Origin of the sequence: Cryobacterium mannosilyticum (assembly GCF_004402705.1) — a bacterium.
Classification (GTDB): Bacteria; Actinomycetota; Actinomycetes; order Actinomycetales; family Microbacteriaceae; genus Cryobacterium; species Cryobacterium mannosilyticum.
In genome coordinates, this window is sequence record NZ_SOFM01000017.1 from 16,185 (window position 1) to 32,159 (window position 15,975).

Sequence of the window (15,975 nt, forward strand, 5' to 3'; positions counted from 1 at the left end):
GGTTTCCTTTCGGCGAACCCGCGCTCTGCGGATTCGGGCAGGGCCACCGTGGTGCGGTCCCCGATGCTGCACACCGGGTTTCTAACGTCGGTACCGTCCCCGAAGGGCCCCAGGTCCCACGCACACAGGCGTCCACCACGTACGACTTCGTACGCCCCACGGGACCGATTCCAACGAATCGAATCTGTCTAACCCCCAGACTAGGGGTGGTTTCTGTCTTCTTGAGGGACTGGAGTGATTAATCTGATGAATTCCTCGGGCCGGGCGTGTCCCCGATGCCGCCGGGCGCTCAGGGCTGGCCGGCAGGCGGAATCGGGACAACAATGTGGGCCATGATCGTGTTGGTTGTCTGCGGCGTGCTGGCCCTGGCCGGGGTCGTGGGGGTGGCGGTCTGGGGCGGGATCGATCTGCGCTCGCCGGTAGTCGGCGCATCCGACCCCACGGCGCAGCATGCGGCGTCGGTGTCGCCAATCCCGGTGCCCAGCGCACGAGTGTCGACGGGGCTCCGTCGCTTCGTCTGGTGGGCGACCGTGGTCACGGTGACCGGAACTGTCTCCGGTCTGCTGATGGCCGGAGCCGGAGGAAGGCTCGTCATGCGAGTGCTCGCGCTGACCTCCCCGTCGGCCGCGGGCAGGATCACCGAGGCGCAGGCGCGCGTCGGCGACATCACGGTCAACGGAACCTTCGCGTTCCTTGTTTTCGGCGCACTGCCGGGGGCATTCCTGTCGGCGATCCTCTACGTCGTGATCCACCGCTGGCTTCCCCGCGGCCGGCTCGGGGGCGTGATCTTCGGTCTGCTCCTGCTGGCCCTGTTCGCGACGACCCTCGACCCGCTCCGGGCCGACAACATTGATTTCGACATCGTCGGGCCGGGCTGGCTGGCGGTCCTGCTCTTCTCTGTCGTCGTGATCCTGCACGGGATGCTGGTGGCTGCGTTCGCGGGCTGGTACAGCGGACGCCTCCCCCCGCCGACGCGACGAACCTGGCCTGCCTACTCGCCGCTGCTGGCGGCCGTCGTCTACTTGCCGCTCGGGCTGGTGCTCCTCGCCGCCGCCATCCTGACCCTGATCGGCTGTGCGCTCATCCCGGCCGCGCCTCGTTGGTGGACCTCCGATGCCCTGATCCGGGCCGGACGGATCGCCCTGCTCGCGCTCGGGGTCGTCTCCATCCCGGGCGTCATCGGTTCGGTGGCCTCGATCATGACCCGGTGATCGTCTGGCGTGGCCGCGCAGGTACCTAGACGCGGCACCGGCGGCGGGGCACAATAGTCGAGAGTTGAGGCCCGTTCCCCACCGATCGTGCACCCCCGGGAGGAGTCAGGCGCTCGGGCAGCACCGATGTCGTTGGAGTGCGTCATGGACAGTATCCTCACCTTCGTTGCACTGCGGCCTCCGGTGCAGGGCGCTCCGCCGGCGCCCCGGCTGGCCGATGGCACCGCGTTCCAGCAGGAGCTCGCCCACGCGGTCGCCGGGCCGACGGCCGCGGCCGACGCGGTGGCAGCGGCACGGGCCTTCGCGGACGGCGTGCGATTCGTGGCCAGGGCCGATCAGGTGAATCGAGGGCCCGAACTTGTGTCTCTGGTCGAGAAGCTCACCGGTGACGACGCGCGCACCCTCGCCCAGGTGACGTCCGCCGTTCGCGCTGCGATCGGCGGGATCCCCCCGGCGGACTGGGCCGAGGACGCCGGAAAGGCCAAAGACAGCGTGCTCGCGGGCTACCTGCTCGAACCCGACGGGCCCAGCGCGGCCCTGGCCGTGACGCTGGTGCGTGCCTACGCGCTGGCCGAGGCGGTGTCGGCGGGCGTCGCATCCGTGGCCGGAATCGACTCACTCCTGGCGGCGCCCCTCCTGCTGCCGGACACCCTGATCCGGCTGCGTGACACGGCGCCCGTGGCAGCCGAAACACCGTCGCTGGAGGCGGCGGTCACCGAGCTGCTGCACCGATTCGCGGCCGCCCGCGACGAGCATGCACGCCTCGGGCAGGCGCTCACCGACCTCGACAGCCACGACGAAGACGAACTGCTGCTGAGCGAACTGGGTGAGCAGCGGCCGCTCGCCGACCTCTATCGCACCCGCTCCGCCCGAGCCGCCGCCCCGCGCGAGAACGATCACAACCGGCCCAAGCCGACCCCCGACGAGGATGCCTTCGGCTCGTCGCCGCTGCGCCGCGCGGCCAGCCGGTCGAACGTGGTGCTCTCCGACACCGCTGTGCGGCTGCTGTCGACGCCCGCCCAGGAAGCACTCCGCAATCTCGAACTCGACCCGGCGACATCCGCCGTGCGCGACATGCAGCTCGCCGTGCGAGCCCGCCATGACGCGGCCGGCCAGGATCTGCGCACCCTGTCGATCCAACTCGGCACCCACCTGGGCACGGTCGACGACCGTACCCACCATCTCATCTCCGAGCTGATCGGAAAGTGGAAGGTCGACCCGGTCGACGACCCGGCGGCCACGGAGCCCGTCGCCACCGCGGCCCCCGGCGCGCACACCGCGGTCACCCCGCTCGGCATCGCCGACCTGCACGTCGTGCGAACCCACCTCAGCCGCTACGAGCGCGGTGAGGTCGCCAGCCTCGAGAACGCTCTGCCCGGCGAGAAGCTCACCCACACGGTGAGTCAGATCGACGAGACCGAAACCACGAACACCACCGAGACCGAGCAGACCGACCTGCGCTCGCTCGCCCAGACCGCCGCCGAGCAGAGTTCGGGCAAGACCACAGCGCAAGCGGTCGGCAGCGGCCGCGGCCCGCTCACGAGCGACGGACCGGAGACCTTCTCCCGGACGGTGACGGATGCCGTGTCGTCAAGTTCCACGAACCGTACCCGCAACACCGCGGTGCAGCGGATGCTCCGCCGCAACGAGCAGGCGCAGGAACACCTCATCGACAACGCGGCCGGAGCCGGCCCGCGCCTGGGCGTCTACCAATGGCTGGACAAGATCTACCAGGCACAGGTGTTCAGCTACGGCACGCGACTGCTCTACGACGTGATCGTGCCGGAGCCGGCCGCCCTGTTCCGCGAGGCGCTGGCGCGGCCGCGCGGCGAGGGCGTGCTCCCGTCGAAGCCGGCCCGATTCACTGTTCCGGCCGACACGCTCGGTCCGGAGAACTGGTCGTACTATGCGACCGGGCATCAGGCCAGCGGCGTCGAGGCGCCGCCGCAGGCGCAGATCATCGTCACCGAGAATTTCGGCGGAAAGGCGGCGGATCCGTTCAGCGGCGAGCTCAACGCCAACAACCTCGAATTGGGGGAGAGCCGAAGCACCCGGGTGCCCAAGGGCTTCAAGGCCACCACCTACCGCCTGGTCGCCCTCGCGAGCGGGTGGACTGCATTCCGGCTCCGCGTCGTGATCGGCTCGAAGCGGGTGGCGATCGACGGAGACTGGAGCGGAAAGGTATTCACCGGTCGGCTCGACGGCGAGGTGGAAAGCCTGCCCGTGGGCCTGATCGCCGACGGTGACGGGGTCAGCCCCGGCCTGTGCACGCTCGCCGTGGCGATAGAAATCATCTGCGAACCCACGGAGGCCGCGATCGCGGCCTGGCAGACGAAGGCCCACGGCCTCATCCTCGCGGCCAACCAGCAGCGCTTCGCGGACTACGAGGAGAGGGTCGCGAACCGGGACGCGACCGCGCGGCTCACCCTGCGCGACCTCACTCCCGAGGCGAAGACCCGGCTCATCCGCACCGAACTCCAACGCACTGTCTTGGCGGTGCTCACCGGCCAGAACTTCAGCACCTTCAACGCGCTCAGGTTCGACGGACTCGGTTTCCCCTACCCGGATGCGACCGCGGCCCTCGCGCTCTCGGCCTACATCCGGTTCTTCGAACAGGCCGTGGAGTGGGATCACCTCGAGTGCGCCTTCTTCCCCTACTTCTGGGGTTCGCGGTCCTCGTGGGTCAGCAAGCTGCTCACCAGGGAGGCCGACCCGAGGTTCGCCGCCTTCCTCGGCGCGGGAGCCGCGCGCGTGGTGCTGCCGATCCGGCCGGGCTACGAGATCGCGTTCGAAAGGTTCCTCAACACGGGCACGACGCCGAGCACCACGGAACTCCTCGACGTGGGCGGCCCCCTGTGGGTGTCGCTGATCGCCGAGCTGCGCGCGCAGGGCGCGGCGCCGGACTCGGAGAAGCCGGTCGGCGCACCGTGGGAATTCCGTCTCGCCTCCGACCTCGTGCGCGCCCGCCGCGACGACCGGCTGCCCACCTGGACCCTGACCGCGGGCGACTGGGTCGAGAAGCCCGACGCCGGATCCTGACGCCCCCATACCCTCGCAGCCATGCAACCCTTCGATCCGCCGGCACACGGGGCCAGCGGCACCCAGATCGCGTTCGACGAGCGCCGGCTGCGCTACCTCGAGTGCCTGGCCACCCGGTCCTTCGTCAGGGGGCGCCGCTTCGAACGGTGGAATGCGGCCGAGAAGCGGCGCGCCCCCGTGCCGGTGGAGGGCAGCAAGACGGGAGAAGTGCGCTCGCCCTACGACGCCGGCCACGCCACCCTCTGCGACGCCGTGCACGACCTCGGCCTGGAGGCACTCGACCCGGGCCTGGCGGTGATCGCCGCCGAACTCGATGCGCTGCCCGACGCCCAGCGCGACGCCCGGCAGAGGGACTGGCTGCTCACCGACAACCGGGAGACGGCTCTGGCCAGGGCGCTGCTCGTGCGGGCTCGGCCGGAACGACAGGACGAACTCTTCGGCTGGGACCGCACCGGGGTGACCCCCGAGGCATACTGGGCGAAACTCGAGGTGCCGTCTGTGCACATGGAGTACCTGCTGGAAACCGCCGACTTCGGCGCGAACGAGATTCTGCGCCTGCTCTACCTGCTGGGCGACACCCCGGAGCACCTGCAGGATGCCGCCCTGCTCTGGCGGGACCCGGCCAGCCAGGGCCCCGACCCGAACTTCCCGGAGAGCGTCGCATCCGCACTTCATTCCTCGTTCACGAATTTCAAGTACTGGTTCGATGACCCGTTCCGCTGCGATGAGTTCTCCGGTCGCGCCAAAGAGATCCGCACGAAGAAGACCGAGCTGGCCAACTCGGTCAATCGCCATGAGGAGATGGAGGACGGCCAGGACATGACCTACTGGTCGGAGAACCACCGGCTGCTCTTCGCCACCGCCGAATACCTGGCCGGGCAATACTGGCCGGGAGACCCGTTCGTGTCCCAGCGCGCCAACCGTAGGGACGGGCCGAACGGGCCGCCGCGTCCGGGCGACCGCACCGGGGCCGAACACCGCACGGCCGCAGCCGTGCGCGTGCTGCGCTGGCTCAACGAACGCCTGCGGCTGGGCTTCGCCGAGTGGAACGCCCCCGGCTACTATGTGGAAGATCTGCTGCCGTTGTTGAACCTGGCCGACTTCGCGGTCGACCCGGAGATTCGCACCCGGGCGGTCATGGTGCTCGATCTGCTCGTCTTCGACCTGGCCGTGGCCTCCCCAACGGGCGCATTCGCCGGCTCGGCCGGCCGGGCCTACTTCGAGAACAAGAACTGCGTCTGGGAGCAGGGCACCCGGGACACCGGTGAACTGCTCTTCGGCCAACTGGGGCACTTCGTGCAGTCCAGCAACGCCGCCGTTTTCCTGGCCACCTCCCCGGCCTACCGGCCCCCGGATGCACTGGTCGCCCTGGCCAGGCGCGGCCCGTCCCGGTTCACCGCCCGCAGCCGGGTGTCCATCGACTTCGACGAGGCGGCCGCCTACGGGGTGGGAACCAGCACCGCCGAGGACATGGAGTTCTGGTGGAGCCGGGCCGCCTACGCGACCAAACAGACGATCATCGCCTCCCGCCGGGTGGCGACCGAGGCCGGCCTCCTGCAGACGCCTCCGTTCAAGGCGATCCTGCCGATGATCAAGACCATCGCGGAGGCCATCGACACGGTCGAAGATATCGGCGCCGGCATCCTCGGCGGAGTCGCGGGGGCGATCGGCGGCTTCGCCGTCGGCGGCCCGGTCGGTGCGGTGATCGGTGGCGCGGCCGGGGCGATCGCGGGAGGATCCGGCCCGGACTTCACTGAGGTGGATGCCGCCGACACCTTCTCCGCGCTGACCGAGGGGTCGGTGCTCAGCCGCGCCAACCTCTACCTCCACCGCACCGGCGGCGCGACCCTGGGCAGTGTGCAGAACTTCCGGCGGGGCCAGATCAACTTCCAGGGGCTGCCCTGCATCGCGGCACTGGCCGGCGGCGGCATGGTCTGGACCAGCTATCCCTCGGCCGGAACCCGGCTGACCGCGACCCTGCTGTTCGGTGCGGTCAAGATCGACGAGACGCTCCTGCCGGCCGGCCATGACGGCCCGAACTGGTGGACCGGGAACGCCGTGCAGCCGCGGGTCGTGCAACAGGGCGGCGCGGCGATCACGGCCTACCGGGCGCAGGCGATCCAGAATCTGCTGTTCGGCCCGCGCACCCACGCCTGGTTTCCGAAGAACCAGTTCGACGAGGTCGTCGGGCCGGAGGCCGCCCGGTGCAACCTTGACTCGGCCCGCTGGTTCTTCGGGCGCAGCGGCGAGAGCTACGTGGCGCTGCTCTCGGCCAGGGAGACCACGTGGGCCGACAGCGGACCGTGGAAAGACGCGGAGATCCGGGTCGACGGCGACACGAACGTGTACATCACCCAGATCGGCTGCGCCGCCGAGTTCGGCAGTTTCGAACGGTTCATGGCGATGGTGGGCCTGGCCCGGGTGCACATGTCCGGTCTGAACTCGAGCGGGGAGCTCCGCTGCAGCTACGACGTACCCCTGGGCGAACGGCTTGAGCTGCACTACGACGACGGGGCGCGCTACGGCGGTGAACCGGTCGTCGACGACGGCTTCCCCCGGCATCGGAGCCCGGTCGCCAGGATCGGCTGGCAACAGGACCGGTACGCGATCCAGCACGGCAATCGCTCCGTCGTGCACGATCTGGTGCGCGGCACCCGCACGGTCGGAGGCGTCCTGACCGAGCTGGTCCACGACACTCCGCTCACCGTGTACGCGCAGAATATGGCGCTGCTGCCGGGGCTGCTCTACAAGGGGATCGACCGGGACGCGGCCCTGGGCGCGCTGATCCGCCGCCTTCGGGATCGCGCCCCCGACGTGGTGGGCCTCAGCGAGATGTGGTCGGCCGACGACCGGGAGCGGGTCACCCGCGAGCTGGGCGACCTGTACCCGTTCGTCGCCGAAGGGCCGCACGAGGCATCCGTCGACCTCGGCCTGACCGAGTTCGAGTTGATGGGCGGCGGCCTGCTGCTGCTGAGTCGGCACCGCATCGTGGCCTGCGGCGGCACCGTCTACCGGCAGTGCTCCGGCGAGGACTGCCTGAGCAACAAGGGCGTGTTGCACGCGCGCATCGAACCCATCGGGAACCCCTGCACGGTGGACCTGTTCCTCACCCACACTCAGGCGGCGTCGCCGACGATCGGCGGCACCGTCGCCGGTGCGCGCGCGGCCGTTCGCGGGCAGATCCGGCACCTGGCGGCGTTCATCCGGGCCAGCCGGGACGTGATCGGCCCGGCCATCCTGTTCGGCGACTTCAACGTCGATCTCTTCGCGCACCCCGAGCTCTACGACTACCTGGTGAGCGAGCTCGGCGATCCGGTGGACCTGGCCCCGACCACGGATGTCGCGGGTGTGGTTCGCCCCGCCGGCACCAGCGAGAGCGACGACGGCGAGATCTCCTCGTTCCACGACGGGCATCCGAGCCGCCCGGCCGACGACCCGGCGCGATTCGGCCCCACGGTGGAACGGCTGGACTACCTCTTCGCCTTTCCGGGGGCGCTTTACAGCCAGCACCGGGCGAACGCGGAGGTCGTGACCGTGCAGTGGGAACCCGGCCGGGACATGTCCGACCACTACGGCATCCAGGCCGAGATCGACACCACCCGGCAGGGCTTCCCGGAGGACGGCGGCATTGCGGCGCTCGCGGTCACGCTGCGGAGTGTGACCTGCCTGCAGACCACGAGCGGTCCGGGCGACGACGAGGTGAGGTTCACCCTGACCGCCCGGACGAGCAACGGCCGGATCCTCAGCCAGAGCACCCCGACGCTCGAAGACGTTTCCGCGGGCACCAGGCAGGTCTTCGAGCTCCAGCCGCTTCGCCTGCCCGACCCCGGCGACGAGCTGTGCCTGGGGCTGTCCGGCATCGAGGTCGACGACCTCTCGGCCGACGACTCGCTCGGCCGCACCCGACTGGTTTTCGACCGGCAGGAGCTGCTCGCGGTGCTGGGCACCGGGGTGTGCATCGTCACCTTTCCGCTGCTCACCGGCGACGGCTCCGAATACGTGGTCGAGGTGGAACTTCAGCGCGGCGGTTGACCGTCCACGACCTCGCCCGGCGGGACCTCCGGCCTAGCCGTGTTCCGGCCCGCGCAGTACGGTGCCTTAACGGGGTCCTTCCGGCGCACCGGCGTCGATCCAGCGATCCCACGCAGGGTTGGAGTCTTCATGACCGAGCGCAGTGTGGTCTGGTTCAACGAGATCGGCCTGGCCGACATCCCCCAGGTCGGCGGCAAGAACGCGTCGCTCGGGGAGATGGTGCGATCCCTGGCGAGCCAGGGCGTGCGCGTACCCGACGGGTTCGCGACGACCGCGGATGCCTACCGCGCCTTCATCACCGCGAACGGGATCGAGCCGGCCCTCCGCCACCAGCTCGAACTGTTCCACTCCGGCGAGGCGTCGCTCCGCGCCACCGGTGACGCCCTGCGCGAGTTGTTCCTGGGCGGGGAGTTTCCCGAGGAGATCGCCGACGACATCCGCTCGTCGTACCGGGAGCTGTCGGAGAAATCGGGCCAGGCCAACCTGGCCGTCGCCGTGCGCAGCAGCGCCACCGCCGAGGACCTGCCGGATGCCAGCTTCGCCGGCCAGCAGGAGACGTTCCTGAACGTGACGGGCGAACGCGACCTGCTCGACGCCTGCCGCCGTTGCTACGCCTCCCTCTTCACCGACCGGGCGATCAGCTACCGGGAGGTGAAGAAGTTCGACCACCTCGAGGTGGCGCTGTCGATCGGCATCCAGCGGATGATCCGCTCCGACGTGGGCGGCTCTGGGGTGATGTTCTCGATCGACACCGACAGCGGTTTCCCGGGTGCCGCCGTGATCAGCGCGGCCTTCGGCCTCGGCGAGACCGTGGTGCAGGGCACCGTCGACCCCGACAAGTACCTGGTCTTCAAGGCGCTGCTCGAGCAGCCCGGCTGCACGCCGATCATCGAGAAGACCCTCGGGGCCAAGGCCCGCAAGATGGTCTACGCCAAGGGCGGCAGCGCCCGCACCCGCATGATCGACACGCCGGAGCGGGAGCGCCAGTCGTTCGTGCTCAGCGACGCCGACATCGTCAAGCTGGGCCGCTGGGCGGTGATCGTGGAGAACCACTACGGCCGGCCGATGGACATGGAATGGGCCAAGGACGGCATCACCCGTGAACTCTTCATGGTGCAGGCCCGCCCCGAGACCGTGCAGTCGCAGGCCAGCGGCACCCGGTTCACGGTCAGCCGGCTCACCGAGCAGGGGCCGCTTCTCATCTCGGGGGTGGCGATCGGCGACAGCATCGCATCCGGGGTGGCCTGCGTGATCAAGGACCCGGCCGACATCGAGAAATTCGTCGACGGCGCCATCCTGGTCACCGAGATGACCGACCCCGACTGGGTGCCGATCATGACCCGCGCCGCGGGCATCGTCACCGACCACGGCGGCCCGACCAGCCACGCGGCCATCGTCAGCCGGGAACTGGGCGTGCCGGCCGTGGTTGGAACCGGCACCGCCACCGACGTGCTCACGGATGGCCAGCTGATCACCATCTCCTGCGCCGAGGGCGACCAGGGTTTCGTCTACGAGGGCGGGCTCACCTTCGAGACCGAGGAGATCGACCTCGGTTCCGTGCCGAAGACCCGCACCAAGGTGATGGTCAACATCGCCAGCCCGGCCGCGGCCTTCGAATGGTGGCGGCTGCCCGCGGACGGGGTGGGACTGGCCCGGATGGAGTTCATCATCAACAACCTCATCCAGATCCACCCGATGGCGCTCGTGCACCCTGACCGGGTGACCGACCCGGTGGCACTGCGGAGGATCGCCGAACTCACCCGTGGCTACGGCGACCCGAAGGAGTACTTCGTGCAGGCGCTGTCGCTGGGCATCGCCAAGCTCACCGCGCCGTACTACCCGAACCCGGTGATCGTGCGGATGAGCGACTTCAAGACCAACGAATACGCGCACCTGATCGGCGGCGCCGGCTTTGAGCACTCGGAGGAGAACCCGATGCTCGGCTTCCGAGGCGCCTCCCGCTACTACGACGACCGCTACCGGGAGGGGTTCGCCCTCGAATGCCGGGCGATCAAGCGGGTGCGGGAGCAGATCGGCTTCGGCAACGTGATCGTGATGGTGCCGTTCTGCCGCACCACGACCGAGGCGGACAAGGTGCTCGCGGTGATGGCCGAGAACGGGCTGACCCGCGGCGACCACGGACTGCAGGTCTACATGATGTGCGAGATCCCGGCCAACGTCATCCTGGCCGAGCAGTTCGCCACCCGCTTCGACGGCTTCTCGATCGGCTCGAACGACCTGACCCAGCTGGTGCTCGGCGTCGACCGCGACGCCGAGGACCTCGCGGCCCTTTTCGACGAGCGCGACGAGGCCGTCAAGAGCATGATCAGCCAGGCGATCTTGAAGGCGCACGCCGCCGGGATCAAGATCGGCATCTGCGGCCAGGCGCCAAGCAACTACCCGGACTTCGCCGCCTTCCTCGTTCAGGAGGGCATCGACTCCATCTCGCTCAACCCCGACAGTTTCCTCAAGACGGTCAGCCACATCTCCGCCGCGGAGCGCCAGCTCGACACCGCCTGAGCGGTCGTTCCCGTCGTCGATGGGGCCCGTCGTCCCCGTCGTCGGTGGGACCCGTCGTCGGTGGGGAATCTGCTGTTTAAGTCACAGGTCGGCGAACACCGGCGGGGGCGCGCCGGCGGGAGCGCGTGCCGGGATGAGGGGCGATGGCCGGGTCAGGCGCCGGACTCGTCGTAGCGCTCGAGCAAGGCCTGCTCGTACTCGGCTTCGGCGGCGTCGGCCTCCGCCCTGGCCTCGGCAACCCGGGCGCTGATGGTGTGCTCGGCCTTCTCGATCCGCAGGACTTCTTCAGGGCCGGCGTTTGCGAGCAATTCCTCCAGGGTGTCCGGGTCGAGGTGGGTGGCCGCGATGGCATCCACCTCGGAGCGCAGAACCGCGGCCTTGCTCCGCAGGAGGCGCACGCGCGCGTCCCGGGCGAGCTGTCGCGGCGTGAGCCCGGTCGACTTGTCGGTGCCCTCGATCGCCTTCTCGGTGGCGGGCGTCCCGGTGCCGGTCTTGTCGGTGCCGTTCTTTTCGGTGCCGTTGTCGTGTTCTGCGTTGGTCATGGTGCCTCCCCGTTCGGTGGCAGCCTAGCGCGCGGGCCGGTCGCCGGAGTAGGCCAAAAGGCCCGGCTCCGAGCCGGCCTGGGCGCCGCGAGCGGCGGGCCGGGCAGGGGCGGGGCTGGGTGGGGCTGGGCTGGGGCGGGGCGAGGCTGGGTGGGGCTGGGCTGGGGCGGTCCGGGCAGGGTCAGGCCGCCGAACCCGGCGCCGCACCGGACCAGGCCGCGCCCAGGAGCGCGGCGAGGCCGTCAGCGGTCACCGGGCGCGGGTTCGACGGCGGGACCGCCGCGAGGATCAATTCAACCGCCCGGGGAATGTCGCTCTCCCGGAAGCCGAGCTCCCGCAGAGTGGTCGGGGCCAGCAGACGGTCCCGGAGCGCGACCAGCCCGGCCACGGCAGACGACGCGCCGAGCGCGGTCGCGATCTGCGCCTCGGCCGTCGGGGCGGCGGGCACGTTGAACGCGACCACGTGCGGCAGCACCACGGCGTGCGTCTCCGAGTGCGGCAGCCCGAACGTGCCGCCGAGCACGTGGCTGATCTTGTGATGCAGTCCCGAGCCGGTCGCCGAGAACGCGCCGGCCGCCAGATGGGCGCCGAGGAGCGCGGCCTCACGGCCGGTGAGGGAGCCGGGATCGGCGTCGACGGCAGGAAGGGCGACCGCGAGCATCCGGATCGCGTCGACGGCAACCGCGGCGGTGGCGGCGGTGGCGCCGGGCGCCCAGAGCGCGTCGACGGCGTGGGCGAGCGCGTTCAGCCCGCTCGAGACGCTGAGGCCGCGGGGGAGAGACCGGGTCAGCTCGGCATCGTAGATCACGACGGCCGGCAGCACCCGAGGGTCGACTCCGGTGGTCTTCAGGCCGCCGTCGACCAGGCCCCAGATCGCCGTGGTCTCCGAGCCGGAGTAGGTCGTCGGCACGGCCACGATCGGGAGCGGCCTCGCGGGGGAATCCCGTTTCGCGGCGCGCAGAGCGACCGCCTTGGCCAGGCCGATCGCCGAACCGCCGCCGATGGCCACGAGAGCGTCGACTCCGGCGTCCAGGGCCGCCTGGGTTGCGCGCTCGGCCAGCTCGACCGGCACATGCTGCACGACCTCGTCGAAGACGAGGGCCGGGCGGATGCCGCCGAGCACCCGCGCGGAGCGCTCCAGTTCGCGCCGGGTGCCGATCAGCATCGCCTGCCGGACGCCCAGCTCCTCCAGCACGGTCGGCAGCAGTTCCCCGGCCCGGCCGGTGCCGAACAGCACCCGCTGCCGGTCGGCCCGGTCCGAGTGGGCTGGGTCCGGCTCGGCCCGATACCCGAAACCGAACGGCCGGTCCGGTGCAGCGGGGTCCGCGGCTGCGCCCGGGCCCACGATGAGACCTTTCGGCGCGGGCATCAGCCGGCGGCCGGCCGGTGGCGGGCCAGCCAGGACCGGGCGGCGGCGACATCCGTTGCGGCGATGCCGTGCCCGCCGCCCCGGAGTTCCTGCTCGACCGCTGCTCCCCGCGCGGAGAGCGCCGCCGCGACCGTGTCGACGCTGGTCAGCGGGGCCATCGGGTCGGTGCGGCCATTGAGCAGCAGCACCGCGGTCTCGGAGAGGTCGGTCGTGAGGGTGCGGCCGTCGAGCGGAAACATGCCGGAGAACGCGATCACCCGGTTCAGAGCCTCCGGGTGTAGCAGCGCCGTGGCGAGGGCGATGTTGGCGCCGTTGGAGAAGCCGACGGCGACGATGGGGCGCTGGCCGAGGTCGTAGTGGCGACGGGCCCAGGCCAGGAAGCCGGCCAGCTCGGCGGCCCGGCGCACGACGTCGTCCACGTCGAACACGCCCTCGGACAGCCGGCGGAACCACCGGCGCAGGCCGCCCTCGGTGACCGGCCCGCGCGGGGAGAGCACGGTGGCGGCCGGGTCGAGGGCGTCGGCGAGGCCGAGGATCTCCTCTTCGTTGCCGCCGGTGCCGTGCAGCATCAGCAGCACGGGGTCGTTCGCCGAGGAAGGCTCACCCGCCCGGTAGACGTGGGTCCAGTCGGGGGCCGGCGGCCCGGCCGGGGTGTCCCGGCCGGGCGTGGGGTTCGTGTTCGCGGTCATCGCTACTCGGCGCCGGGGGTGGTCAGTGCCAGCGCAGGGTTGTTCTCGGCCGGCAGGGTGATCGGTGCGACGGCGTGCTCGATCTGGTCGCGGCTGGGCTCGAGCCACGGCGGCAGCTTGAGCGACCGACCGAGTTCGAGCAGCGGTTCGTCGATGTCGAAACCGGGGGTGTCCGTGGCGATCTCGAAGAGCACCCCGCCCGGCTCGCGGAAGTAGATCGAGGTGAAGTACTGCCGGTCGAGGATGGCCGTGACACCGTAGCCGCGGTCGACGAGCTCGGCCCGCCACTGCTCCTGGGTGGTCTTGTCCGGCACCCGGAACGCGATGTGGTGCACGGTTCCGCCGGCGGTGAGGCCGACCTGACCCTTCGGGTCGGCGATGATGTCGACGATGTTGCCCGCGGCGCCGTCGCCGGCACCCACCCGGATTCGGTCGCCGGTCTCGGAGAGAATGCGCATGCCGAGGTCACGGGTGAGCACCTCGACGGTGCCGGTCGGGTCGGCGACGGTGAGCACCGAGGAGTGCTGGCCGCGCACGGCGAATTCGGCGGGCACGGATGCCGAGTCCCACGGATTGCGCGGATCCACCGTCGACGACGCCACAAGGTCCAACTGCAGGCCGTCGGGGTCGCGCAGGGAGAGCCGCTCCTCATCCGAGGACCGGGAGACGAGCGTCGAGTCGACGCCGAGCGCCCTGAAGTGGTCTGCCCACCAGCCGAGGCTGCCGGCCGGAACCGAGAACGCCGTCGATGTCGACTGCCCGGAGCCGGGTCGACCGCTGGCGATGCCGGTCCACGGGAAGAAGGTGAGCAACGAACCGGGCCGTCCGGCGTCGTCGCCGTAGTAGAGGTGGTACGTGCCCGGGTCGTCGAAGTTGACGGTCTTCTTGACCAGGCGCAGGCCGAGACCCTTTACATAGAAGTCGATGTTGCGCTGCGGTGCACCGGCAATCGCGGTGACGTGGTGCAGCCCGGAGGTGCGCATGCTCATGAGGTCCCTTTCTGATGGTGACGCTGACTTTCATACAAACGCATGTTTCTTCGGATTCATTCCCGATTAGCCGATGAGCCGATGAGCCGATCAGCCATCCGACCGCGCCCGCCCGACTGTCACCCTTGTCCCGCTCTCACCCGAACTGGGCATTTCGCTCTCCGCCGAACGGGAGCAATATGGAAATCCAACTCTGATCAGGTAGGAGAGCGGGAGATGACTGACGCAGCGTCTAACGACTCCGGCGACAACTACATCCACGACGACGACGAGGATGCCGCCACCACCGACGGCTACGAGGTCTACAACCCGCCCGCCGACCGCTTCCTGACCGCGCAGATGTGGTGGATCGCCAGCGAACTGGTGCGCCGGCATCCGCACCTCCGCATCTCGGGGGTGGAGGTCGACGACGGCGCCCGGCTGCTGATCGTGCACGACGAGCAGAACGCGATGAGTATCCAGTGGGATCTCGTCGGCGGCTGCAAGTTCCTGGTCAACGGGATCGTGAACAAGATCAGCTGGATCGAGATGATGGCCGCCCTCAGCCCGCACGACATCGTGCGACGGATCGAGGTGGCGACCGGCCTCGGCATCCCGAAGACCCCGCCGGTCACGACGAAACGCGCGCTGACCTACCGCCTGATCGCCAGCGCCCTGGCCACCGCGACCAACGATCGGCAGGGCTGGTACGCCGTTCCGGCGCCGATGCTGCACGACGAGGACCCGGCCGAGCCGGGCTGCGACTACTTCCGCGGCTTCCCCTCCACAGTCGAGGCCCGCTCGCGCTACGTGGCGATGACCCTCGAGGAGTTCGACGCCGGCAATCGCAGCGTCTACTTCTTCCAGCCGTTCTGGGCGCTGCTGCGCGACCTGGACCCGGTCGCCATCTTCGACGCGGCGGGCGTGATTCACACGGTCCGAGGGGCGACCGAACTGATGCCGGTCTACGAGCGCACGCACCGCACCCTGTCGATCGCGACCGTGCAGGTGCTCGGGGCCTACCTGCCGTAGCGGCAGCCTGCTGATGCGTCCGGCGACGGATGCCGCTTCCGGTGATTCCCCGGGGTGCTAGTTGATGTTGCCGAACTCGGTGAGCTTCGCGTGCAGCGTCGAGTCGCTGGGCTCGACCACGTGCGTGCCGTCGGGGAACACGATCACGGGAATCCGGGTGCGGCCGCTGATCGCGTGGGCACGGTCCGCGCCATCGTCGACGCTCTCGAGATCGACGTAGTCGTAGTCGACGTTCAGCACATCGAGCAGCTTCTTCGAGCGGCGGCAATCGCCGCACCACTCTGCGCCGAACATCGTGATGCGCTGGGCGGGGGCTGCTGTCGGTGCTGCGAGTTCGGTCATCCGCCCATCCTAGGTGGACGCGGTGGGCGTTCTCTGGGCGCGACGAGTGTCGACCGTGCGCGCGCGACGACCGCCCCTCGGCCCAGGTGACGGAGCTCGTGGCGGACCTTGAGGAAGCGGGCGCACGTTCCTGAGCCTGTTGCTTAATGGGGTGCCCTTCGGGTCTTTTTTTGTGGGGCGTGTCGTTTGTGGGGCGTGATTCGGTGGTCTGGGAAAATGGTTCATGGCCCT

10 protein-coding genes are annotated in these 15,975 nt (G+C 70.0%); 5 read left to right on the plus strand and 5 right to left on the minus strand.

Features of this window, described 5'->3' with window-relative positions; translation table 11 throughout:
- The first annotated feature begins 332 nt into the window (after nucleotides 1-332).
- The 4 genes from E3O32_RS07000 (at nucleotide 333) to ppsA (ending at nucleotide 10,802) form a co-directional block, all read left to right on the plus strand.
- Complete coding sequence (locus E3O32_RS07000) at nucleotides 333-1,211, plus strand: hypothetical protein (protein WP_134508014.1); 879 nt, start codon at nucleotides 333-335, stop codon at nucleotides 1,209-1,211.
- A gap of 144 nt (nucleotides 1,212-1,355) precedes the next feature.
- A complete protein-coding gene (locus E3O32_RS07005) occupies nucleotides 1,356-4,250 on the plus strand; it encodes a hypothetical protein (protein WP_134508016.1) in 2,895 nt (964 codons plus the stop codon).
- A 21-nt stretch (nucleotides 4,251-4,271) separates the two neighbouring features.
- Entirely contained in the window at nucleotides 4,272-8,282 is a 4,011-nt protein-coding gene (locus E3O32_RS07010) for an endonuclease/exonuclease/phosphatase family protein (RefSeq protein ID WP_134508018.1), read from the plus strand.
- Between the two features lie 129 nt (nucleotides 8,283-8,411).
- Nucleotides 8,412-10,802: a phosphoenolpyruvate synthase gene (gene ppsA / locus E3O32_RS07015; protein WP_134508020.1), complete on the plus strand. Its 2,391-nt coding sequence runs from the start codon at nucleotides 8,412-8,414 to the stop codon at nucleotides 10,800-10,802.
- Between the two features lie 152 nt (nucleotides 10,803-10,954).
- Here the strand turns inward: ppsA and E3O32_RS07020 are convergent, their stop codons facing one another.
- From E3O32_RS07020 to E3O32_RS07035, 4 genes are all read right to left on the minus strand, one after another.
- Nucleotides 10,955-11,344, minus strand: a complete 390-nt coding sequence (locus E3O32_RS07020) for a hypothetical protein (RefSeq protein ID WP_134508022.1) — start codon at nucleotides 11,342-11,344, stop codon at nucleotides 10,955-10,957.
- A gap of 181 nt (nucleotides 11,345-11,525) precedes the next feature.
- Nucleotides 11,526-12,689 (minus strand): maleylacetate reductase, encoded by a 1,164-nt coding sequence (locus tag E3O32_RS07025; protein WP_338145186.1) that lies wholly within the window; start codon nucleotides 12,687-12,689, stop codon nucleotides 11,526-11,528.
- A 23-nt stretch (nucleotides 12,690-12,712) separates the two neighbouring features.
- On the minus strand, nucleotides 12,713-13,402 hold the full coding sequence (locus tag E3O32_RS07030) for an alpha/beta hydrolase (RefSeq protein WP_134508026.1): 690 nt from the start codon (nucleotides 13,400-13,402) through the stop codon (nucleotides 12,713-12,715).
- 2 nt (nucleotides 13,403-13,404) lie between these two features.
- On the minus strand, nucleotides 13,405-14,391 hold the full coding sequence (locus tag E3O32_RS07035; protein ID WP_134508028.1) for a ring-cleaving dioxygenase: 987 nt from the start codon (nucleotides 14,389-14,391) through the stop codon (nucleotides 13,405-13,407).
- A 216-nt stretch (nucleotides 14,392-14,607) separates the two neighbouring features.
- On the opposite strand from E3O32_RS07035, the gene E3O32_RS07040 reads away from it, so the two are divergent.
- On the plus strand, nucleotides 14,608-15,402 hold the full coding sequence (locus tag E3O32_RS07040; protein ID WP_134508030.1) for a TY-Chap2 family putative peptide chaperone: 795 nt from the start codon (nucleotides 14,608-14,610) through the stop codon (nucleotides 15,400-15,402).
- Nucleotides 15,403-15,459: 57 nt separating this feature from the next.
- Here the strand turns inward: E3O32_RS07040 and E3O32_RS07045 are convergent, their stop codons facing one another.
- The gene (locus E3O32_RS07045) at nucleotides 15,460-15,744 is read right to left on the minus strand and encodes a glutaredoxin family protein (RefSeq protein ID WP_134508032.1); all 285 of its coding nucleotides are present in this window, start codon (nucleotides 15,742-15,744) and stop codon (nucleotides 15,460-15,462) included.
- Nucleotides 15,745-15,975 lie beyond the last annotated feature (231 nt).